Annotated in this window: 21 protein-coding genes; 14 read left to right on the top strand and 7 right to left on the bottom strand. The window is 38.3% G+C overall.

What is annotated here, in order from left to right; translation table 11 throughout:
* Positions 1–306 precede the first annotated feature (306 nt).
* The 4 genes from H6G68_RS16905 (at position 307) to H6G68_RS16890 (ending at position 4,177) form a co-directional block, all read left to right on the top strand.
* Complete coding sequence (locus H6G68_RS16905) at positions 307–2,820, top strand: U32 family peptidase (RefSeq protein ID WP_190907684.1); 2,514 nt, start codon at positions 307–309, stop codon at positions 2,818–2,820.
* 171 nt (positions 2,821–2,991) lie between these two features.
* A complete protein-coding gene (locus H6G68_RS16900) occupies positions 2,992–3,378 on the top strand; it encodes a KGK domain-containing protein (protein WP_190907683.1) in 387 nt (128 codons plus the stop codon).
* A 110-nt stretch (positions 3,379–3,488) separates the two neighbouring features.
* Positions 3,489–3,881, top strand: coding sequence for a KGK domain-containing protein (locus tag H6G68_RS16895; protein ID WP_190907682.1), 393 nt, complete (start codon positions 3,489–3,491; stop codon positions 3,879–3,881).
* 50 nt (positions 3,882–3,931) lie between these two features.
* The gene (locus H6G68_RS16890) at positions 3,932–4,177 is read left to right on the top strand and encodes an HNH endonuclease (protein ID WP_190907681.1); all 246 of its coding nucleotides are present in this window, start codon (positions 3,932–3,934) and stop codon (positions 4,175–4,177) included.
* Here the strand turns inward: H6G68_RS16890 and H6G68_RS16885 are convergent.
* Complete coding sequence (locus H6G68_RS16885) at positions 4,174–5,619, bottom strand: glycoside hydrolase family 13 protein (protein ID WP_190907680.1); 1,446 nt, start codon at positions 5,617–5,619, stop codon at positions 4,174–4,176. The two genes, H6G68_RS16890 and H6G68_RS16885, sit on opposite strands and share 4 nt — an antisense overlap.
* A 125-nt stretch (positions 5,620–5,744) precedes the next feature.
* Between H6G68_RS16885 and H6G68_RS26955 the strand changes: the two genes are divergently transcribed.
* Positions 5,745–5,834 (top strand): XisI protein, encoded by a 90-nt coding sequence (locus tag H6G68_RS26955; protein WP_242045298.1) that lies wholly within the window; start codon positions 5,745–5,747, stop codon positions 5,832–5,834.
* A gap of 95 nt (positions 5,835–5,929) precedes the next feature.
* Here the strand turns inward: H6G68_RS26955 and H6G68_RS16880 are convergent, their stop codons facing one another.
* Both H6G68_RS16880 and H6G68_RS27655 read right to left on the bottom strand, forming a co-directional pair.
* Entirely contained in the window at positions 5,930–6,562 is a 633-nt protein-coding gene (locus H6G68_RS16880; protein ID WP_190907679.1) for a hypothetical protein, read from the bottom strand.
* A 38-nt stretch (positions 6,563–6,600) separates the two neighbouring features.
* Positions 6,601–6,723, bottom strand: coding sequence for a hypothetical protein (locus tag H6G68_RS27655; protein WP_277925536.1), 123 nt, complete (start codon positions 6,721–6,723; stop codon positions 6,601–6,603).
* 114 nt (positions 6,724–6,837) lie between these two features.
* Between H6G68_RS27655 and H6G68_RS16875 the strand changes: the two genes are divergently transcribed.
* The 8 genes from H6G68_RS16875 (at position 6,838) to H6G68_RS16840 (ending at position 17,920) form a co-directional block, all read left to right on the top strand.
* Positions 6,838–8,127, top strand: coding sequence for a glucose-1-phosphate adenylyltransferase (locus H6G68_RS16875; protein WP_190907678.1), 1,290 nt, complete (start codon positions 6,838–6,840; stop codon positions 8,125–8,127).
* 66 nt (positions 8,128–8,193) lie between these two features.
* Positions 8,194–8,667, top strand: coding sequence for an AAA family ATPase (locus H6G68_RS16870; RefSeq protein ID WP_190907677.1), 474 nt, complete (start codon positions 8,194–8,196; stop codon positions 8,665–8,667).
* Positions 8,668–8,942: 275 nt separating this feature from the next.
* Positions 8,943–9,932, top strand: a complete 990-nt coding sequence (locus tag H6G68_RS16865; protein WP_190907676.1) for a DnaJ C-terminal domain-containing protein — start codon at positions 8,943–8,945, stop codon at positions 9,930–9,932.
* A 159-nt stretch (positions 9,933–10,091) separates the two neighbouring features.
* Entirely contained in the window at positions 10,092–10,958 is an 867-nt protein-coding gene (locus tag H6G68_RS16860; RefSeq protein ID WP_190907675.1) for a glycine-rich domain-containing protein, read from the top strand.
* Between the two features lie 111 nt (positions 10,959–11,069).
* Complete coding sequence (locus H6G68_RS16855) at positions 11,070–13,439, top strand: tetratricopeptide repeat protein (RefSeq protein ID WP_190907674.1); 2,370 nt, start codon at positions 11,070–11,072, stop codon at positions 13,437–13,439.
* A gap of 77 nt (positions 13,440–13,516) precedes the next feature.
* Complete coding sequence (locus tag H6G68_RS16850) at positions 13,517–14,182, top strand: sigma-70 family RNA polymerase sigma factor (protein WP_190907673.1); 666 nt, start codon at positions 13,517–13,519, stop codon at positions 14,180–14,182.
* Positions 14,183–14,188: 6 nt separating this feature from the next.
* On the top strand, positions 14,189–15,310 hold the full coding sequence (locus tag H6G68_RS16845) for a DUF1822 family protein (RefSeq protein ID WP_190907672.1): 1,122 nt from the start codon (positions 14,189–14,191) through the stop codon (positions 15,308–15,310).
* Between the two features lie 168 nt (positions 15,311–15,478).
* Positions 15,479–17,920: an ABC transporter substrate-binding protein gene (locus tag H6G68_RS16840; RefSeq protein ID WP_190907671.1), complete on the top strand. Its 2,442-nt coding sequence runs from the start codon at positions 15,479–15,481 to the stop codon at positions 17,918–17,920.
* A 104-nt stretch (positions 17,921–18,024) separates the two neighbouring features.
* On the opposite strand, the gene H6G68_RS16835 is transcribed toward H6G68_RS16840, so the two are convergent.
* The 3 genes from H6G68_RS16835 to gap form a co-directional block, all read right to left on the bottom strand.
* The gene (locus tag H6G68_RS16835) at positions 18,025–19,026 is read right to left on the bottom strand and encodes a transaldolase (RefSeq protein ID WP_190907670.1); all 1,002 of its coding nucleotides are present in this window, start codon (positions 19,024–19,026) and stop codon (positions 18,025–18,027) included.
* Between the two features lie 169 nt (positions 19,027–19,195).
* Positions 19,196–20,626 carry a pyruvate kinase gene (gene pyk / locus H6G68_RS16830; protein WP_190907669.1) on the bottom strand — a complete coding sequence of 477 codons (1,431 nt, stop codon included), beginning with the start codon at positions 20,624–20,626 and terminating at the stop codon, positions 19,196–19,198.
* Between the two features lie 128 nt (positions 20,627–20,754).
* Positions 20,755–21,780, bottom strand: a complete 1,026-nt coding sequence (gene gap, locus H6G68_RS16825; RefSeq protein WP_190907668.1) for a type I glyceraldehyde-3-phosphate dehydrogenase — start codon at positions 21,778–21,780, stop codon at positions 20,755–20,757.
* A gap of 508 nt (positions 21,781–22,288) precedes the next feature.
* On the opposite strand from gap, the gene H6G68_RS16820 reads away from it, so the two are divergent.
* Entirely contained in the window at positions 22,289–22,639 is a 351-nt protein-coding gene (locus H6G68_RS16820; protein ID WP_190907667.1) for a hypothetical protein, read from the top strand.
* A 222-nt stretch (positions 22,640–22,861) separates the two neighbouring features.
* Here the strand turns inward: H6G68_RS16820 and H6G68_RS16815 are convergent, their stop codons facing one another.
* Positions 22,862–23,383 (bottom strand): DUF29 family protein, encoded by a 522-nt coding sequence (locus H6G68_RS16815; RefSeq protein WP_190907666.1) that lies wholly within the window; start codon positions 23,381–23,383, stop codon positions 22,862–22,864.
* Positions 23,384–23,500 lie beyond the last annotated feature (117 nt).

Here is a 23,500-nt window from a genome sequence, read left to right as displayed (position 1 = left end):
CTAAACTCAACCATTATATAGTCACAGTTAAAGGGAACAAAAATGAAGATTTTTTGAGAACTACCTATAGATTAAACCTGAGTAACCCCCAAAATCCAAAAGTAACCCCAATTCTGAGGGTATATAAGAAATGAGGTGTTTTTTCTGAAGTTAGGTATTCAATTATAAAACTCAGATCCCCGACTGCTTACACTGGTTAATCATTTATTGAAATCATTAAATGAGAAGTTGGGGATCTTATCCTTCCCCCAACCACCCCCCAACTTAGATACAATCTATAAACTCACATCACCCTGACTAAAGCAAATGACAAGCATCTCCACACCTATCCTCAAACTCCCCGAACTCCTAGCACCTGCGGGTAATTGGGAATGCGCGAAAGCCGCAGTAGAAAATGGTGCAGATGCGATTTACTTTGGTTTAGATAAGTTTAACGCCAGAATGCGGGCTGAGAATTTCACACAAGCAGATTTACCTGAGTTAATGGAATTTCTGCACCTGCGAGGAGTCAAAGGTTACGTCACCCTGAATACCCTGATTTTCCCCCAGGAACTAACGGAAGCACAGCAATACCTCAAAACTATCATTTCTGCGGGTGTAGATGCTGTCATCGTTCAAGACGTGGGTATTTGTCGTCTGATTCGTCATCTTTCCCCTGATTTTCCTATTCACGCTTCTACTCAAATGACAATTACCAGCGCTGCGGGGGTAGAATTTGCAAAATCTCTCGGTTGTCAATTGGTAGTTTTAGCACGGGAATGTTCGATTGCAGAAATTAATAAAATTCAACAACAAATTACCCAAAAGAATACTTCTTTACCTTTAGAAGTTTTCGTCCACGGTGCTTTGTGCGTCGCATATTCTGGACAATGTTTAACCAGCGAAGCATTAGGAGGACGTTCTGCAAATCGTGGAGAATGCGCTCAAGCTTGCCGAATGCCTTATGATTTAATTGCAGATGGAGAAATTGTCAATTTAGATAATCGCAAATATTTACTTAGTCCTCAAGATTTAGCCGGGTTGGAAGTATTACCTGAATTAGTAAAATCTGGAGTTACTTGTTTAAAAATAGAAGGACGTTTGAAAGCACCAGAATATGTTGCTAACGTTACCCAAGTTTATCGAAAAGCTTTAGATAGAATAATGAAAACGAATGTAGAGAAGTTGCCTGAAACGTCTCTACAACAGAAATCATCCGGGTTGCGTAAAGACCAATATAATTTAGAAATGGCATTTTCTCGCGGACTATATACAGGTTGGTTTGAGGGAATTAATAATCAAGAACTTGTTCACGCCAGATTTGGAAAAAAACGCGGTGTTTATTTAGGAGAAGTTACCCGCATTTACAATGAACAAATTACCGTGAAACTGGAAGCACCAGTTAAACCAGGTGACGGGATTGTTTTTGATTGTGGACATCCAGAAACCAAGGAAGAAGGGGGAAGAATATATGCAGTTATCCAAAAAGGTAAAGACGCACTATTAAGTTTTGGCAAAAATAATTTGAACTTTCGACGGATAAATATAGGTGATAAAGTTTGGAAGACAAATGATCCAGAACTAGATAAAGAAATCCGTCAAAGTTATACTGGAGAAAATCCCCAATTCCCTAAACCTATTAATATAGATGTATATGGGGAAATTGGAGAAAAATTAATTGCGATCGCTCGTGATGAATTTGGTAATATAGTTCAAGTAGAATCAGAAATATTAGTTGTAGAAGCACACACCAAACCCCTGACTACAGAAAGGGTAAAAGAACAATTTGGACGTTTAGGGAATACTCCTTTCTATTTAGACACTTTCATTAATCATCTCAACGGTAATATCATGTTACCCGTGAGTGAATTAAACCGAATGCGTCGGGAACTAGTCACCCAATTAGAAGAATTAAGAAAGAAACCCAAACTTTGGCAATTAAATCATCATGCAAAATGGCAAGATTTAATTACTTCTAAATCTACACCTATTCCAGCTTTACCTTCTCTGATTATTTTAGTTAGAAACATCAAACAACTAAAAGCAGCATTAACAGCAGATATCAAAACAGTTTATTGTGAATTTGAAAATCCTCGCAATTATCAAGAAGCCGTAAAAATAGTGCGGGAATATGAAAAAGATGTCAGCATCTTTGTAGCACCACCTCGGATAAGTAAACCAGGAGAAACCTGGATTTTAAAACAAGTTCGTGCTGCTAATGCTGATGGTTATTTAATCAGAAATTATGACCAATTAGAATATTTCGCTGATGAAAGATGTGTGGCTGACTTTTCCTTAAATATTGCTAATCCTTTAACAGCAGATTACTTTCAACAACGCTTTAATTTAGAACGATTAACAGCATCCTACGATTTAAATATTAACCAACTCGAAGATTTAATTACAAATTACCCAGCACAAAATTTTGAAGTGACAATACATCAACATATACCCATGTTTCATATGGAACATTGCGTATTTTGTGCTTTCCTCTCTACAGGAACAGATTACACCAACTGTGGTAGACCTTGCGAAAAACAAGAAGTCAAAATTAAAGACAGAGTCGGTAGTGAACACATCCTCAAAGCCGATTCAGGATGTAGAAATACAGTATATAACGGCACTGCACAAACTGGTGCAGAATATGTACAAAGATTAATAAGTTTGGGTTTACAACATTTAAGAATTGAATTTCTCAACGAAACACCAGAACAAGTGATCAAAACCATAGATTATTATCAACAACTTTTGCAAGGAGAAATCACAGGTTCTCAAATTTGGAGAGAGTTGAAATTGCAAAATCAATTGGGTGTAACTCGTGGTTCTATGAGGGTGATGTAGCTAAATTAATTTGTGAAAAAGATGTATAATATTTTGGGTGAATTCAGGGTTTTTCTGTTTTCACCTATGATTTATTTTTTTCACGCAGAGACGCAGTGAACCAGCGCTGCAGGAGGGTTTCCCTCCGCAGGCGACTGGTGAACCCGAAGGGAGGCACAGAGAGGGAGAGATATGGAAGATAATTTTGAAATTCTAGATTCTGTGAAAACTGAGATTATACTAGATTTTAATGATTGTTTGTTCAAAACAAGTCAATTGCACTTAGCATTATTGAATATATTTTTAATTGGTGGTGGTTTGGATGAATTAGATAAGCAATTAAAATCTATAAATAGTCGAGTTTTACCTTCTGTAAAGAATACTGCTGATTGGATGATTAAGGGTGTTGATTGTCAGATTTTGAAACCTGGTCAAAATTGGAAAAAAGGAAAATTTAAAATGAAAATTTCTCTAGAATTTTGTCCAGATGAACCGGAAATTGAACAAACATCAGAAATCCCAGAACCAGAATCACCCCTTGATGACTTACGTCGTATGATAAATGATGCTACATCATAAATTAATTAGTCCATGTAGGTGGACTTTGTTCGTATAGACGCGATTTATAATCGCCAGGTTTAGATACAAGATAAGAGTTTTTTCACGCCAAGACGCAAAGGTGATAAGACATGGAAGATAACTTTAAATTGATAGAGTTTAATGAAGATGATGTGATTGAATGCAATGATTTAATTTATAAAGTTAGTAAATTGCAAAAAGCATTAGAAATACTTACTGATAATGAAGAATTTTTACAACAATTCTGGAATTTATTAAGGGAGGAAAATATTGATTATTTAGAAGAAGGATATTATAGTACCGAATGTTTTACAGAAGGGATGGATGTCAAAATACTAAACTTAGGTTCTAAATGTTGGAAGAAAGGTAAATTAAAATTTAAACTCAGCGTTGAATTTTATGCTGAAGAAGAGATAGAACAATCTTGCGAAAAAGACGTAATCACAGAACCAGAATCACCCCTTGATGATTTACGACGCATGATAAACGATGCTACATCATAACTCTTATTTTCTCTCCTCTGTGTCTCTGCGTCTCTGCGTGAAAAAAAATCATGACCAAAACTCCACGAATCCCCATACCCCCAGAAGTCAGAACCTACGTTTTCCAAAGGGATAAATATCAATGTCAAAGCTGCGGTAAAATCTCTGGAGAAACTCATCTCAGCATTGATCATATTATCCCTTTGTCTCGTGGTGGTAAAAACGATATTAGTAATTTACAAACTCTCTGCTTAACTTGTAATCAGCAAAAAACAAATAAAATCGACAATCGCTTTCACCGACATTTCGATATTTAACCCAAAATGCAACCAGTACGCGGTGGAATGGTTAAACCCACAAATTTACCATTCCATTTCACCTCTCCATTACCAAATAAAACTTGATGCGGTTGAGTTTTTAAACTACTACAATCTACGTTAGCTATTGCAGTTTCTGTACCCGCATTCACAGCAATAATTAATTCCTCAGTTTCCAAAGTTCTGGCAAAGATATATAATTCTCCTCGTGCATAAAGAACTTGATATTCACCAATTCGCAAAGCTTCGTATTTGTGACGTAGAGAAATTAATTGTTTGTGAAGATTGAGAATTTCTAAATTCCAATTTTCTGCTGACGGAAAACCACGACGAGAATCTGGATCTAACCCACCAGGTAAACCAACTTCATCACCATAATACACACTTGGCGCACCGGGAAAAGTTAATAAAAGTAAAGTTGCTAATTCAAAACTTGCAATATCACCACCAGCAATGGTAATCAATCTGGCTGTATCGTGACTTGCTAATAAATTAAGTTGTGTTAGCTGAATTTCCCAAGGATAAAGTTTTAATAAATCTTCAATTTTTTCGGCGTATTCAGCAGCAAATAATGGTGGATGGGTTTTATAATCACGTCCTTTTACTTGTTCTAAGTTTACGCGATCGCCTGCTGTAAATGCAATGGTTGGACCAGTAAATAAATAATTCATTACCCCATCAAATTGGCTTCCATCTAACCACTCGCGGGAATCTCTCCACACTTCCCCGACAATATAAGCATCGGGATTTATGGCTTTTACTCTTTGCCGAAATTCTTGCCAAAAGCCGGGAGTTTTGATTTCAAAAGGTACATCTAATCGCCAACCATCTATACCGAATTTAATCCAATATTCGGCAATTTCCATAATGTATTCGCGCACATCTGGGTTATCATGGTTAAATACTGGTAAAGAACGAATTCCCGCCCAACTTTCGTAGTTAGCAGGTGCATCACCTGTATATGGTGCAAGTGGCCAGCCTTCGATTTTAAACCAATCTACCCAAGGTGAATGTGGTCCATTTTCTAATATGTCGTGAAAAGAGAATATACCCCGACTCGCATGATTAAATACTCCATCAAGAACTACTTTAATATTGCGTTCATGGGCTGCATCTAGCAATTCTTTAAATGCTTCATTTCCTCCCAATATTGGATCAACTTGATAGTAATCATGGGTGTGATAGCGGTGATTACAAGCAGATTGAAAAATGGGTGTAAAGTAAATAGCGTTAATTCCTAAACTTTGAATATAGTCTAATTGTTCTAAAATTCCCCATAAATCTCCACCTTTATAACCTTGGAGTGTGGGTTTTGCATCCCAATCTTCCCATTTTGCATTATTTAATAATCGTTTATGTGGTTGTTGGCTTTTAGCGAATCTATCGGGGAAGATTTGGTAGAAAACGGCGTGTTTAACCCAGTCTGGTGTTTGAATTTGCATAAGTTTAGTTTTGAGGATGTGTGGAGTTTTTAAACGCAGAGGTACGCTGAGGTAAGCGCGGAGGTACGCTGAGTTTTTTATATTCTACTCGTTGTTATAGATACAGAAGCAGAGGAAACTAAGTAATGGATAAATTAACTGAATATCCCAAAATAATCAGGCGAATTTTGACGGAATATGTAGAATTGTGTCAACGTCATCCACCAAAAAATTAGCGTTTTATAAACCCAATATGCGTCAGTATAGAGATTTTGCAGTGGCTATAATGTATAATGTTGGGCATCAAATTTATATGAAATGCTGCACAGCATCAGCAGAAGTTAACGTAAGGTCTGCTAGGAAGATTCTTGATTATGCCTTGACGCTTGCGATACATTTTAATAAAGTGAGGGAACATAGATTGCGTAGATAATTTTGTATCTTTATCCTCAATTTCATCTATCCATTGGAATATAGTAGCCATTATCTGACCTAACTCCTGATAGATAATCCTTAATTCTACATTTCCATATAAAATTTCATAACTTATCAGATTTAACTGTTCTGTTATACGCCGCACGGAGCCTAATTCAAGATTTGAACTTTGGTCATCTAAATTTAATTTAGATTCAGGTATACAAAGTCCTTGTCCTTCAGGAATAAATAGGTTATAAAGCGGGATTTGACTGCTTTCATCTTCTTTAGAGTAGATAACAAAATGCCCTGGCTTGGCTCCACCACTTTCGTAGGCTCGATAGCATATAACTTCCCAGATTTCTAGATCTTCCTTCTGGATAGATTTCTCGAAACGTTCAAGCGATTTAAGGCTGTTATCTATTGCTCTTTGTTGATGTTGACCTTTGTAGCTAGCAAAAGCAAGTACTCCGCCTATTATGATGAAGAAAGTTTTAACAAAATCTAACAGCGTAGATAAATGTATACCAGTTTCCAAGCAAATGTTCATCTTTAATCAATAATTGTTTGCGGAAAGCAATCGCTCTTTTAGCGGTTAGCCTCTAACTGCAATCGAACCGCAGCTATCACCCCCAAGCTTACCCTGGCGGTATCTTTCCCTTCAACTAATACAGATGTTCTGATCACTGAGTTATGAGCAGCGCTGTTCATGATTAACAGGAATCTGGAAAATTCCTTCTCAAGATTCTTTGATCCCCCCTTATCAGCTGCCACATACAGTCCTAAACTGTAGGTGAGAGTTGAAAGGCAGTTCGGAGAAATTTTGTGAAAAAAGTCTTAGCAATCATTCTTGGTGGGGGTGCGGGTACTCGACTTTATCCGCTAACCAAACTCCGTGCTAAACCAGCAGTACCAGTTGCTGGGAAGTACCGCTTAATAGATATCCCTGTTAGCAACTGCATCAATTCAGAAATCTTTAAAATCTACGTTCTCACTCAGTTTAACTCAGCTTCTCTGAATCGTCATATTGCCCGTGCTTACAACTTTAGCGGGTTTAGCGATGGTTTTGTGGAAGTGTTAGCAGCACAACAAACCCCAGAAAATCCTAACTGGTTCCAAGGTACGGCTGATGCTGTGCGTCAGTACATCTGGATGTTACAGGATTGGGATGTAGAAGAATTTCTGATTCTTTCTGGTGATCACCTGTATCGGATGGATTACCGTCAGTTTATCCAGCGCCACAGAGATACAAATGCTGATATTACCCTTTCTGTCATCCCCATAGACGATCGCCGTGCGTCGGATTTTGGCTTGATGAAAATCAACGATTCCGGTAGGGTAATTGACTTTAGCGAAAAACCCAAAGGTGAGGCTTTAGCCCAAATGCGTGTAGATACTACCGTACTGGGTTTGACAAAAGAACAAGCCGAATTACAGCCATATATCGCCTCGATGGGGATTTATGTCTTTAAAAAAGATGTTTTGATCAAGTTATTGAAAGAATCTTTAGAACGGACTGATTTTGGCAAAGAAATCATCCCTGATGCGGCAAAAGATCACAACGTTCAAGCTTTCTTGTTTGATGATTACTGGGAAGACATTGGAACCATCGAAGCTTTTTATGAAGCGAATTTAGCTCTAACCCAGCAACCAATGCCGCCCTTTAGCTTTTACGATGAAAAAGCGCCAATTTATACTCGCGCTCGGTATTTACCTCCATCTAAACTGCTAAATTGCCAAATCACAGAATCGATGATTGGCGAAGGTTGCATTTTGAAAAATTGCCGGATTCAGCATTCAGTGTTGGGAGTGCGATCGCGTATTGAGTCAGGCTGTGTGATTGAAGAATCTCTGCTCATGGGTGCAGATTATTACCAACCCTCTGTAGAACGCCAATGTAGCCTCGAAGTAGGTGATATCCCTGTAGGCATTGGTACAGACACGATCATTCGTCGTGCCATTATTGATAAAAATGCCCGCATCGGTCATGATGTGAAAATTATCAATAAAGACAATGTGCAAGAAGCCGAACGAGAAAGTCAAGGTTTCTACATTCGCAGTGGTATTGTAGTTGTCCTTAAAAACGCCGTAATTCAGGACGGTACAATCATTTAGTTAGTTGTCATTAGTCATTAGTCATTAGTCATTGGTCATTAGTTAAGGACTCAGGACAAAGGACAAATGACAAAACTCATCTTACTGATTGGTCTTCCTGGTAGCGGTAAGTCAACTTTAGCAAAACAATTACTGACAGAAAGCCCCCAGATGCAGCTAATTTCTACAGATGCTATCAGGGGGCAACTCTTTGGCTCAGAAGCGACTCAAGGGGCGTGGCTGTTGATTTGGGGAGAAATAGAGAGGCAATTTCAACAAGCTACAGGGGCAGATAGAGGGGTAATTTTTGATGCTACCAACGCCAAACGATGCGATCGCCGTAAACTCATTATCCAAGCCCGTAATTTGGGTTTTACTCACATTACTGGGATTTGGGTAAAAACCCCAGTTTGGCTATGTTTAGCACGCAATAAAAGGCGGATTCGCCAGGTTCCAGAGGAAATAATTTTGCGAATGCATCGCCAACTCCGAGATGCACCCCCCAGCTTAGAAGAAGGATTAGATCGGCTGATTTACTTTCCTGAAAGCGAAGTCAGCTAATCGGCATTTAAATTGCATATTTTTCATTTTGTGGAAAAAGCGTTAATCCTTCTCCCCAGCCCCCTGCACCCCAGCCTACCTCAATGTCCAACTCTTATTGGTTTAACAGCTTAGTACGGGAATTGCCCTGCCAGTGAGAGCGAGAACCCCACTTGAGTTTTGAGATTGTTTGTTAATTTAATATCAGAATCTTTTGCCCAGAACTATAGCTGGCAAAGAGTAAATCTCATATCTTAGAAAAAAACATAACAGAAATTTGTATAGGAGGCTGGTAGATGGCTGCAACCGACTTTAAAGACTATTACGCAATTTTAGGAATCAGTAAGACTGCCACGCCAGAAGAAATTAAACAAGCTTTTCGTAAACTCGCCCGCAAGTTTCACCCTGATGTCAACCCCGGTAACAAACAGGCAGAGGCAAGCTTCAAAGAAGTTAACGAAGCTTACGAAGTTTTATCAGACCCAGATAAGCGCAAAAAGTACGACCAATTCGGTCAATACTGGAAACAAGCTGGCGAAGGCTTCCCCAGTGGCGGTGCTGGCGTTGATATGAACGGTTTTGACTTCAGTCAATACGGCAGTTTTAATGACTTTTTAAATGAATTATTTGGTGCTGCTGGCCCTCGCAGTGGACGACAAAGTTATTCTTATCGCACTTCTACCGGTAGACCTAGTAGTGGTGTTGGCGGTTTTAATGATTTTGGGTTTCCCGATGCTGGTGTAGGTGCTACCCAAGATACGGAAGCTGTGATCAAGTTAACTTTTGCAGAAGCATTTGCTGGAGTTCAAAAACGTTTTAACTTAGGTAACGAAACAATTGATGTCCGCATTCCCGCTGGTGCTAAATCTGGTACTCGTCTCCGGGTGCGAGGTAAGGGTCAAATCAACCCCATGACTCAACAACGGGGAGATTTATATTTAAAGGTAGAACTCCAACCTCATTCTTTTTTCCAAATTGAGGGTGATAATCTCGTTTGTGAAGTGCTAATTACACCAGATGAAGCTACATTAGGCGCTACTATTGATGTACCTACACCCGATGGCAATGTAAATGTTAAGCTGCCGGCAGGTGTGCGTTCTGGTCAATCTCTGCGCTTACGTGGTAAGGGTTGGCCTCTAGCTAAAGGTGGACGTGGTGATCAGCTTGTAAAAGTAGCGATCGCACCTCCAAAAGACCTCAGCGCCCAAGAGCGGGAATATTATGAGAAAATCCGGGCTATCCGTACATATAACCCCCGTAGTCATTTGGAGCAAGTTAAATTATAACCACCATCAAACTGAACCATTTTCGCTAGTTCATCTTGGAGACGGGAAATTTCCCGTCTTTATATTTTTTTATATTTGTAAAGTTTTGTAAAGATATAGATAACATAACTCTGTCTGCACAGAAGAACTCATAGAACCAAAAATTAATTCCCAAAATCTATGAATCTTCAACAAGCAGAATTATATCAACGTCTTCAAGAATTTTCTTTAGATGAACAAAACGTTTCTTTCTCTTTTAGTCAGAGATTAGCAAGGGAGAATAACTGGACAATTGAATATACTCAGCGTGTAATTGATGAATATAAAAAGTTTGCAGTTATTGCTGTTTTTGCTGGACATCCAGTTACACCATCTGATCAAGTAGATCAAGTTTGGCATTTACATTTAACATATACCCAATCTTATTGGGATGATTTTTGCAGAATATTAGGCACACAACTAGATCATGGCCCCACTCGTGGTGGTGACAAGGAATATAATAAATTTAATAATTGGTATCTGAATACTGTAGCCAGTTACGAACAGTTTTTTGGAGAAACTCCACCCATAGATATTTGGCCAGCTTCTCATATTCGTTTTGATAAAGAAGCTAATTTTCAGCGGATAGATACTCACAAAAATTGGGTTTTACCCAAACCTGTATTTAAGTCACCAAACATAAATATTTCTCGTTTTCTTCCCCCAAAATTTTATCTGGCATTTTTGTTTACCTTGACATTAATCCTCACCAATTCTCAGATTTTATTAGCATCAAATAATAGCAATTCCCAAAGTTTTCAAAGTTCTCAAAATTCTATAGGATTCTGGTTTTTCTTGATAGTAGTTGGTTCTGTGATCTTTGTGATATTTACATCTGCTAGAAGTGGTGGTGGTGGTAGCAGTGGTGGTGGTTGCGGTAGCAGTGGTGGTGGTTGCGGTAGCAGTGGTTGCGGTGGTAGTGGTTGCGGTGGCGGAGGTTGCGGTGGTGGTGGCTGCGGTGGCGGAGGTTGTGGTGGTGGTGGTGGCGGTTGCGGTGGTGGTGGTTAATAGTTTTCTAGGCTATTGATTTTTGTCTCACGCAGAGGAGCCAGTGCGTTGGGCGGCTCTGCCGACTTATAGCAACTGGCGTAGCGCAAAGAACGCAGAGAAAAGGAAAATATGAATAAATTTTTGATGAGAAGAATTGGGTTTTCTTTAATAGCTGTATTAATGACAGTTCTAATTACATTTACTCATGCTTTTGCCCAGGAATTACCGTTTTATTGGGACTATATCAACGTTAACATTGACGTACAAACCAACGGAGATATGTTGATTACAGAAGAACAAAAATATGTGTTCAAATCTGATTACTCAAATCAACGATATCGCTATATTCGTTTAGATAAAGTTGATGAAATTAAAGATGTAACAGTTGAAGAAAATAATCAAATCATTCCTAGTGAAACAGGAATTGAAAATAATCAATTTTGGATTCGTTGGCAACATGAATTAAAACCGCCAGAAACACATACTTTTGTTGTAAAATATCGTTTAATTGGTGGATTACAAATTAATGATGATAATACTCAGGTTTACTGGAAAGCGATTTTTGCAGATCGCAAAGCCCCAGTTCAAGCAGCAAAAGTTCAGGTACAATTACCGGAAGCTTTATCTGGTAAAGTCTTAGAGTTTAAAAATTTTGGTACTGCGGCTACAGCCCGTCAAGTAAATCCGAAAACATTCGAGTTTGTTGCTACTCAGCCTATTCAAGCACAAGAAAACTTAGAAATTCAGATTACATTTCCTAGCAACATTCTCAATATCACTAAACCTAATTGGCAACAAGGTAACTTCTGGGACAATTGGCAAATTATACTGGCTGGGTTATTTGTACTAGTTTTTTTTTCAAAAATAATTTTAGCAATTAATAATCGCCAATGTCCTCACTGCAAAAAATTTACCCTCAACTGGACTTATCAAGAGTTTATTGTTACAACGATTAGAGGAAAACAAAGAGTTATCCGATTTATACAGGAATGTAAAAACTGTTCTGACCATAACAAGGATGAAAAAGCGATTCCAGTAACTAGTAAAAGTAGTAGTGTTCGTGAGGATGGCGGTAATACACCCGGTGAATTAGGAGATGTGAAAGAGGCAATTAAATATTACAATCAAGGTAATGCCTGCGCTCAATCTGGTGATATGAAGGCGGCAATGGAATATTACAGTCAAGCCCTAAGTATTAATCCCAACTTTGCAGAAGCATACTGTAACCGAGGTAATGCCCGCAGTAAATTAGGAGATATGAAAGGAGCGATGGAAGATTATAATCAAGCTCTAAGTATTAATCCTAACTCTGTAGAAGCCTATTTGAGCCGAGGTTTTGCCCGTCTTCAATCGGGAGATATGAACGGGGGGATGGAAGATTACAACCAAGCTCTAAGTATTAATCCCAACTTTGCAGAAGCATACTGTAACCGAGGTAATGCCCGTTGTGAAGCTGGAGATGTGCAAGGAGCAATTGAAGATTGCAACCAAGCCCTGCGTATTAATCCTAAATTGGCAGAAGCTTACCTTAACCGAGGTTTTGCCCATTGTGAATCAGGAGATTTTAAAGGAGCAATTGAAGATTGCAACCAAGCCCTGCGTATTAATCCTAACTTGGCAGAAGCTTACCTTAACCGAGGTAATGCCCGACGTGAATCAGGAGATATAAAACGAGCAATTGAAGATTACAACCAAGGACTGCGTATTAATCCTAACCTTGCACAAGCCTACCAAAATCGAGGTTTTGCCCGCGCTCAATTGGGAGATATGAAAGGGGCGATAGAAGATTTCAACCAAGCTATACGTCTTAATCCTAACTTGGCAGAAGCATACTGTAACCGAGGTGCTGCCCGTTGTGAATCGGGAGATGTGAAAGGGGCGATAGAAGATTTCAACCAAGCTATACGTCTTAATCCTAATTATGCAGAAGCTTACTATAACCGAGGTCTTGCCCACAATTATTCAGGAGATAAGCAAGCGGAGATTGAAGATTTTGATCAAGCTTTGCGTATTAATCCTAACTATGTAGAAGCTTACATTAACCGAGGTGTTACCCGTCGTGAATCTGGAAATGTGAAAGGGGCGATAGAAGATTACAACCAAGCTCTGCATATTAATCCTAACTTGGCAGAAGCTTACTATAACCGAGGTTTTGCCCGCGCTCAATTGGGAGATATGAAAGGGGCGATAGAAGATTTTAACCAAGCTCTGCGTATTAATCCTAACTTGGCAGAAGCATACTTTAACCGAGGTCTTGCCCGCGCTCAATTGGGAGATATGAAAGGGACGATAGAAGATTTTAATCAAGCTCTGCGTATTAATCCTAACTATGCAGAAGCTTACTATAACCGAGGTGCTGCCCACCTTCAATCACGAGATAAGAAAGGTGCAATCGCTGATTTGCAAAAAGCATCTAAACTATTTGAACAACAAGGGAAAATAGTCCAATATCAATATATTCTCGATTTAATTCAGAAGATAAACATTGATCGAAAATAGGGGAAAATGTTTTTTGCCGCTTTATAGCAATCTCAAAAGAATAGTATTATGTATCACGATCAAATTAACCTAATCAAATGGATGAATTAGAAGCAAAAATCCTCCAACTTATTCAAGAAACCTGTCAACATCCTAGTGGTAGTCTTGCCCGTCAAAAAGGACTCAATCAAATTATTTTACTGATTCAAAAAACTGGTAAATTATTGCGCGGAGTTGGTATACCTGATGCAGAAGAAGCTTTACAGGAAACTTGGTGGTTTTTTTGCCGAAATCTTTGTGAAGCGACTACTGCAAAAGAATCTTATAATCCTGAGAAAAGTAGCGTTATCACTTGGATTAATAATTACTTAGGTTATCGATTGCAAGATAAAAAAAATAATTATTATGAACAAAAAAATAAATTTGATTTACTCCTAGAAGACAATGAACAACAAATAGATCCTACAAATTTAATTCCTGCACCACCAGAACCAAGACCAATATTAAATGAAATTAAAGAATGGTTAAAAACAAATTCTCTCGAACTACAACGTATTCATATAAGAGATCGTCCTGATGTTAATTGTTACGTTTTAATTGCTCGTCGTTTACCACCGGAAACATCTTGGATAGATTTATCTGTAGAGTTTGGTATACCTGTAGCAACTCTCAGCAATTTCTATCAACGTCAGTGCTTTCCCCGTCTCCTCAATTTTGGTAAATCTCAAGCTTATTTTGATAGCGAAGGTTATTTTGATATATAGTACCTCATGAATTATCCTACTGAACAGCAAAGCATTTCTATTCCTATTTCCGCAAAGTTCCGAGATACAGCCTTACAATTTGCCCAAGAACAACCAAATCAACAAAAAGCTAAACAAGTATATCTGAATACTTTAGCTGTACAAGTTGTAAATAATTATTTGCAAATGTTAGATATTTCTACAGCCATAGAAGCTAGTCATAGTTGGGATTGCTGGGGAAGAATGGGTGCAGATGTGGCAGATTTAGTATTAACTGGAATCGGACATTTAGAATGTAGATATATCAGAACAGGAGAAGAAGTTTGTTATGTTCCTCCTGAAGTCTCGAATAATCGTTTTGGTTATGTGGTAGTTGAAATTAATAAAACCTGCCAAGAAGCCAAAATTAGAGGATTTTTACCACAAGTTAGCACAACAGAAATTAACCTAGAACAGTTACAACCATTAGAACTTTTCATAGAACATTACCATCAATTTTCAGGTGTACAATTAAGACAATGGTTAGAGGGAATATATACATCTCAATGGCAAAGTATTGAGGAATTAGCTTTACAGAAAAGTCCGCAATTAGCCTTTCGTTCTTTAAAAGTGCGGGGATTTGAAATAGACACACCCAAAAAAGTTTGGCAAGTTATTGAACAATTATATCCCCAGCGCAGTTGGGAAAAAATCTTGCCATCAACATTATTACCTAATTCAGATGTAGAAGTAACGGATATTCTTGTTCATCTTTTACAAACTACCAATGATGAAGAAATTCGTTGGACTCTAGCAGAAGTTTTATGGAATATAGCACCAAATCATCCTGTAATTACTGCTAGAAGGATTATGGATTTAGGAATGCAGTTAGCGGGAAATCCTGTAGCTTTAATGGTGGCTATTTTACCCAAAGTAGATAAAAGTTTTGCTGTGCTTTTGCGAGTATATCCAATGGGAAATCAGACTTATTTACCAACAGATTTATTATTAGCAGGATTATATGAAAATGGACAGCCATTTTTAGAAGTTCAAGCTAGACAACAAAGAGATAATTACATCCAATTAAAATTTTGTGCTGAATTAGGTGAAAAATTCCAAATTCGGGTTACTCTAAATAATGCAATCATTACAGAAAAGTTTGTCATTTAAACCAATACGGTTTAGTTAAGAAAATTGTAGGTTGGGTTGAACAACGTGAAACCCAACATTAGCGGTAGTATAGTAAGAGTTGTTGGGTTTCGTTCCTCAACCCAACCTACATAGACTAGCACAGAAAAATTTGTCATTTAATCAGACGAATCAATTAAGGTAACAACAGTGGGTAAGCTGGTAATATTTGAAATTGGGGAAGGTAGTTTTGAAACAGGATTTCCGGTCAAAATCAGAATTGGGGAAGACGGTAAACCCCATTTCGCAGAAATTTCTGGCAGGTTTCCGTCGGCTTTAGAAATTCCTCAAACTTATTATGAATGGCAATCAGCTTATTATAAATTGCCTGGGAATTGGTTAATTACTGTTCCGCAAACGCAAATCACTAATGTATCTACTACAGAAGTTTGTGATACTGCTGCTCAAAAATTTCAATCTAGTTTTAATGATTGGTTAAATCAACCATCTGTAAGAAAATTAGAAAGGCAATTTTTACAAAAAATCGGTGAATGGGATAATGTCCGCTTTATTTTAGAAACACAAGATTCACTGTTAAGAAGACTTCCTTGGCATTTATGGGAAATATTTCATACCACTCATATTCAACCAGAGGTTGTAATTAGTTCAGAGTATAAACCATCAAAAATCCAATTAAAAACTCCAGTGAAAATTCTGGCTATTTTAGGGAACAGTGAAGGAATTGATATTCAACCAGATTTACAAGCATTGACAGCAAAATTACCAGGTGCAATTATTGAACCTTTGCTGCAACCTTCACGTCAAGAAATAGTAAATAAATTATGGAATCAATCTTGGGATATTTTATTTTTTGCTGGACATAGTTGTAGTCAAGAAGGTGATAGTTGGGGAGAAATTCAAATTAATGACAATGAAAGTTTATCACTTTTACAGTTGCGTCATTCTCTGGGATACGCTGTTAAAAAAGGATTGAAATTAGCAATTTTTAATTCTTGTGATGGATTAGGATTAGCACGCAATTTAGCTGATTTGAGAATTCCTTATACAATTGTGATGCGAGAACCTGTTCCTGATATTGTCGCTCAACATTTTCTAGAATATTTTCTCACAGTTTTTGCATCTGGTGAATCTTTATATACTTCTGTTCAACAAGCGCGTGTGCGTTTACAGGAAGAATTAGAAAATCAATATCCTTGTGCTTCTTGGATACCTGTAATCTTTCAAAATCCAGCCGCAGCATTACTCAAATATCCCCAACCTCGTAATTTACAAAAGATAGCTGTACAGTCAATCATAGCTACGATGTCATTAGTAATAATTGGTGCTGTTTTCTGGCTGAGTTTAAAGGAAATCAAATTGCAGAATCGGTTTAGTTATGGTGATAAAATATTATTTAGTTCGTTGACTAATTTAGATAAACCAGAAGCCGTAAAATTATTTTGGTGGAAAAATTATCATCAAGCAATTAGAAGATTTACTACTTATTTACAGGAGTATCCCCATGATCCAGAAGCGAGAATATATTTAGAAAATGCGAAGATTGCTAATAAAGAAGTAATCAAAATTGGTGTAGCTGTACCTATAGGTAATAATCCTCTTGTAGCGCAAGAAATTCTTAGAGGAGTCGCACAAGCGCAACAAGAGATAAATAATGATGGTGGAGTGAATAGTAAGTTTTTACAAATACAAATTGCTAATGATGATAATAATCCAGAAATTGCTAAAGAAATCGCTCACAGATTTGTAAAAAATGCGGATATTTTAGCAGTGGTTGGTCATAATAGTAGTGATGCCAGTGTACCTGCTGCTGATATATATCAAGCTGGAAAGTTGGTGATGATTTCCCCAACTAGTAGCTCTACAAAATTAACAGATCGTCAAGATCGAACTCATGGTAATTATATTTATAGGACTGTAATTAGTTTTAATGCTACTGCGGAAGCTCTGGCTGAATATGCCAAAAACACTAAAAACAGTAAGATTGTTATTTGTAGTGATTCTAAAGCCACAGACCAGTCTTTTGATCGAGCTTTTGTTAATGCTATGAATAGTAGAAACTTGGAATTAGTTAATGATATTAATTGTGATTTCGCTGCTGAAAATTTCCAAAGTGAGAAGATTATTCAAAATGCAATTGAGCAAAATGTAAATACTATTCTCCTTAATCCTCAAGTTGACAGAATTAATCAAGCTCTTGAAATTGCTAAAAGTAATCAAGGCAAGTTATTATTATTAGGAAATCCCAGTTTAGAAACTCAAAAAACTATTGCGGCTGGTAATGCAGTTAATGGTATGATATTGGCAGTTCCTTGGAACATTAATGTTGCAGATAATCAAGAATTTGTGCAAAATGCTAAACACCTTTGGGGTGAACAAAGTTTAATTACTTGGCGTACAGCTACGGCTTTTGATGCTACTAAAACGGTGGCTATTGCTATCCAAAAAAAAGGTAGTACGAGAATAGATATTGAAAAGGCTTTGACTAATAATTTTTCCTTTCCAGGTGTTACAGGGACAATTAAGTTTTTATCATGGGGCGATCGCACTGGCGATAGAATTGGTAAAGCTGTGATAGTTCAGATACAACCAGATTCCACTACACCCACTGGCTACAACTTTGTACCAAAATAGGTAATTAGTGAAAGGACGGGCAGGATGCCCATCCCACAAGATTGGATAATTTATTTTCTGGAACTCCTTAAAAAGGTATAAGGTAGCTCAATTATCTCAAATGATTACGCTGTCACCTTTTCACTTTCTAAACGAGCTAATCTTTCTGCTAGTAGTTGTTCTAAAGAAATCAAAGCCTTGGTAAAACCATCAATACCTTCCGCAAGTTTATCAGATGCCATCCGGTCAGCGGCGTGCATCTTGTCAAAGGTGGCTTTATCAACGGAGATTTTTTCCATAGATAACCCTGTAACCTTCGCAGGGTCAAGTTTGCGGGGTAGTTCGGCGACAGTATTTTGCAATTCTGTCAATAGACCAGGAGAAATGGTCAACAAATCACAACCAGCAAGTTCAGTAATTTCGCCAAGGTTACGGAAGCTGGCTCCCATAACTTCAGTTTTGTAACCGAACTTCTTGTAGTAGTTATAGATTTTAGTTACAGACAATACACCAGGGTCTTCAGCAGAGGGGTAGCTATCGCGTCCGGTATCTTTCTTGTACCAGTCGAGAATGCGACCAACGAAAGGAGAAATGAGAGTGATACCAGCTTCCGCGCAAGCGATCGCTTGGTGAAGACCAAATAGTAAAGTCAGATTACAGTGAATACCTTCTTTTTCCAGAATTTCCGCAGCCTTGATACCTTCCCAAGTAGCAGCAATTTTAATCAAAATGCGCTCTTTAGAAATACCAGCAGCTTTATATTGAGCAATCAAATCCCGTGCTTTAGCGATAGTAGCTTCTGTATCGTAGGATAAACGAGCATCTACTTCTGTAGACACCCGACCGGGGATAATTTGCAAAATCTTTAATCCAAAAGATACCGCCAAACGGTCAAAAGCTAGAGAAACTACCTGTGATTGAGTAGCACCTGCACCCGCATCTTTCTTAGCTTTGAGTAAAGTTTGATCAACAATTTCTTGATATTCCGGCATTTGTGCCGCAGCGGTAATCAGTGAGGGATTGGTGGTAGCATCTTGGGGCTTGAACTTGCCAATAGATTGGATATCGCCAGTATCAGCCACTACAACGGTTACTGCCCGCAATTGTTCTAGTAAATTCTTAGGCATAACATACTCCGTGATTTTTTTGGTTTAGGATTTACCCAATCCCCAATTATTTAAACTCTTTCATCTTCCACAAAATTCCGATTCTGGCAATTTTTCTTAACTATTGCCTAATGAAAGCCGATTAAGCAAGGTAGAAACTGCTTCCTTCCTCAGCCCCATTTTAGATGTCTCATGCTGTAATTGGCTGTCCAATAGAATGCACTTTAATTAAACTAGTTGTTCCTGACATACCAATTGGGACACCAGAGGTAATGACCACCTTGTCATCTTTTTTCGCAAAACCCATCTCCACAATAGTGTTGACCACATTGGTAAACATCTCTTCTGCATTATAAACCGGTGGAATTAGCAAAGGTTCTACACCCCAAGATAGTGCTAACTGTCGGTAAGCAGTGGCCTCAGATGTGAGGGTAATAATAGGAGTCAGAGGACGGTATTTAGAAACAAGTCTAGCTGTACTGCCTGATGTAGTATTACAAAGAATTGCTTTAGAACCAGTTTCATAAGCAATACGACAAACTGCTTGTGCTACTGATTCGGTAACACTCAGAAGACCAGCTTCATGATTCCAAGAATGTCTACTACCTGGTTTGAGCGCCTTTTCTGTTTCCACAGCGATATTGTGCATCATCTGAACGGCAGCAATGGGATATTCCCCCACAGCGGTTTCTCCAGAGAGCATGACTGCATCCGTACCATCTAAAATGGAGTTAGCAACGTCGGTAGCTTCTGCACGGGTAGGGTCAGGGGCGCTAATCATCGACTCTAACATTTGGGTAGCTGTAATAACAGGCTTACCAGCTTGATTACAACGACGAGTAATGTCCTTTTGAATCAGGGGGACTTGATGAATCGGTACTTCGACTCCCAAATCACCACGAGCAATCATAATTGCGTCAGCAACTTCGAGAATAGAATCTAGCTCTTGTACAGCTTCTGCGCGTTCGATTTTGGCAATGAGGCGAATTTTTGCACCAGCGGCTTCAATCATTCTCCGGGCTGGTTCGAGGTCTTGGGGCGATCGCACAAAAGAAACTGCCACCCAGTCTACACCTAACTGAATCCCAAACCGCAAATCCATTAAATCCTTTTCTGTAATCGAACTTACAGGTAAAGGAGTTGCGGGTAAATTCACACCTTTATGAGTCGAAACCAAACCCCCAGTATTGACATGAGCGCGAATTTTATCAGCATCACGACTCGTCACAGTCAATTTCACCCGACCATCATTAATTAAAATCGGTTCACCAGGGCGCACCATTGCAAACAAAGTGGGTAGCGGTAGGGGTAATTCATCAATAGTTTCACCCTTATCTTGCAACAGAAAAGTCACTTCGCTACCAGCTTCTAACATCAGTCCTTCCGGTGGTAACTTCCCCAGACGGATTTTCGGACCACATAAATCTTGCATAATAGCGATCGGTCTTTGTAAGTCGCTACTAATGCGCCGCAAATGGTGAAAAGTTTGGGCGTGAGCCTCATAAGCCCCATGAGAAAAATTCAGCCGCGCCACATTCATTCCCGCCCTCACCAAAGCTTCTAGCTTTTCAGGTGTACAAGTAGCAGGACCAACAGTACAGATAATTTTAGTTCGACGCATAAAAAAATTAGGGAGTAACGGTAAAGTAGCGCACCCCGTTAAGCCCTGGTTTGTAATTCGTAATTCGTAATTCGTAATTAGAGAAACTCTTACCAATTACCCATTACCAATTACCCATTACCAATCACCTAAATCAATCCTTCTTTCTGTGCCATTGACAACATCAAATCAACAACACGGTTGGAATAACCCCACTCGTTGTCATACCAAGAGACAACTTTGAAGAAGTTGGAATTAAGTTCAATTCCTGCACCTGCGTCGAAGATGCTAGAGTTAGTATCACCCTGAAAATCTGTAGATACTACCTCTTCATCTGTATAGCCCAAAACACCTGCTAACTCACCAGCAGATGCTTTTTTCATCGCCGCACAGATTTCTTTGTAAGTAGTAGCTTTAGTAGTTTTGAAAGTTAAGTCAACCACCGAGACATCTGGTGTGGGAACTCGGAAAGCCATACCAGTTAACTTACCTTTCAATTCTGGTAACACCAAAGCCACCGCTTTCGCTGCACCCGTAGCTGAGGGAATAATATTTTGAGCCGCACCCCGTCCACCGCGCCAGTCTTTTTTGCTGGGGCCATCTACTGTGGGTTGGGTGGCTGTCGTCGCGTGAACTGTAGTCATTAACCCTTCAGCTAAACCGAAGTTATCATTAATAACTTTAGCAATAGGCGCTAAACAATTTGTAGTACAACTAGCATTAGAAACAATTAAATCCTTTGCTGGATCAAACAAATGATGATTTACACCCATCACCATTGTTTTTATCTTGTCTGGTTCTTTGGTAGGTGCAGAAAGTATTACCCGCTTTGCACCTGCTTTGAGATGGTTTTCTGCACCAGCGTAATCTGTGAAAAGTCCTGTAGATTCCACAACATAATCTACACCCAATTTAGCCCAAGGCAATTCCGCCGGATTTCGCACCGACACACAAGGGATAAAATGACCATCAATGACCATTCCATCTTCTCTAGCTTCCACCTTACTTTTTAATCTACCGTGTGTAGAGTCATACTTTAAAAGGTAAGCGAGATTATCAGGTGGAACTAAATCATTAATTCCCACAAACTCAATATTGGGGTTAGTAATACCAGCACGAAGTACCAACCGTCCAATACGACCAAATCCATTGATACCAACTTTCAACTTCGTCAAAATTAAACCTCCTGTTTTTGGAACTGCAACCAAGGATGATTGGCCGGGTTAATTCTAATCTGACTTAGCTGATCGTTACAGTCACAAAAGGCATAAAGCCGATTTAGCTGGCATATTTTAATATTTGAGTCAGGTGAGGGATAATCTATCCTACTAGTGCTAGAAGGCAGGAGGCAGGAGGTAGGAAAGTTTATTTAATAGGTATTTATTTTGAAACTATTTGAATTGGATAGTTATTTCTGTCAAACTGCACAAGATTTAATATTAAAACGCAGAGGGGCGCAGAGAATTAAAATTTTCAATTATGTATATTTGTAACAATTTTAACGATTAGATAATATTTTGGCATACTTAATATTAGAAATATCTATCCAAAGATAGAAGACGGCAGGGAAAGCCTCTGATCATCTGAGTTTTCAGTTTTAGTTTATACCTCATTTACCTGAAATGTGGTGTAAAAATTGTAATTAATGGCTCAAAAATTAAGTTATTTAGAGGGTTTCTAATAATGTTTAGAAGAAAAGCAGGTTTATTATTATCTGTTGCGGGTTTAACGACTACTTTCATCATAGGAACAGCTAAAATTGGTTTAGCCGAAGAGCAAATGTTTTCAAATCCTCTTGTAAGAGGAGGTCCAGTAGAAGTTGCTAGAAAAGGAGAAAATGGTGGTGATGCTGATGCACAACAGAGAGGGGCAAATGCCTACTGCAAATATGTTGGCTATAGATATGCACTAGATTTTGAAATTAAAAGTCTCGGATCTGAAACTGGTGCATGGCAGTGGGATGTAGCAACTAGAAAATGGTGGTATTGCCCTACTTGTAGTTTAACTTTTGATTACGTGCTTTGTAAAAAGTAGTAAAACCTGAATTTGCTGCTTAGGCAGTCACTGCTAAAAGGTATTTAATTTTACGATCGCTCATTTTGTGTAGTAGCGCAACCCGACATTAATTTTAAAATATAAAGAGGAAATGTTGGGTTTCGTCCCTCAACCCAATCTACGATAAATATGTTTTGCTAATTTATAGTTGATGCACATTAAAAAAAGTTTTCAATTTCTGGACAAGAAGGAATGCAAAATTTAATTTTTCCGGTTCATCCAATTTTCTCCTCCTGGTAATTGGATCAAAACTTCAGCGATTGCAGCAGGTAAGGTTTTAGCTGAATGTTCATAAGTTAGGTGTAAAAATTTCAAGGCTGTTTGTACTAAATCAGTTTTATCTACCATTTCTCCTAGTTGAAATTGATTGTATGCACCGTTTAAAACTTCTTCACTAGCATTAGCGATCGCTTCTTCTATTACTTCTTCTAAAATTAAGTTTTCCCATTCATCTAAGTTGACATAATATGATTTTTTATTATCTTTAAGATTCAGTCTTTTAATTTCCGTGACTGAATTACGAATTGAAGCTACCCAAGAATGAGTTAATCGTTGTTCCAGTTGATTCTTAATCAAATGAATTAACAGAATCCTTAAAAAGGCTTGGATATTGCGTAAAATAGCTTGTCTACTCATCCCCTCTAATTCGTCAACAATAGCCAAAGCATCAGCATAACGCCCTGCTAAAATACTATTTCTGAGGTCGATTAACTCCTGCGTCATCTCCATTAACCTCCAACCCAACTAATTTCAATATAACAAAAACCTCCGCGAACCTCTGCGTTTACCTCCGCGTCCCTCTGCGTTTAAAAAATTCCCCTCAAAAAAAGTAGAGACATT

It is taken from the genome of Anabaena catenula FACHB-362, assembly GCF_014698735.1.
Classification (GTDB): Bacteria; Cyanobacteriota; Cyanobacteriia; order Cyanobacteriales; family Nostocaceae; genus Anabaena; species Anabaena variabilis_A.
This window is presented reverse-complemented; position numbering and strand designations above follow the sequence as displayed.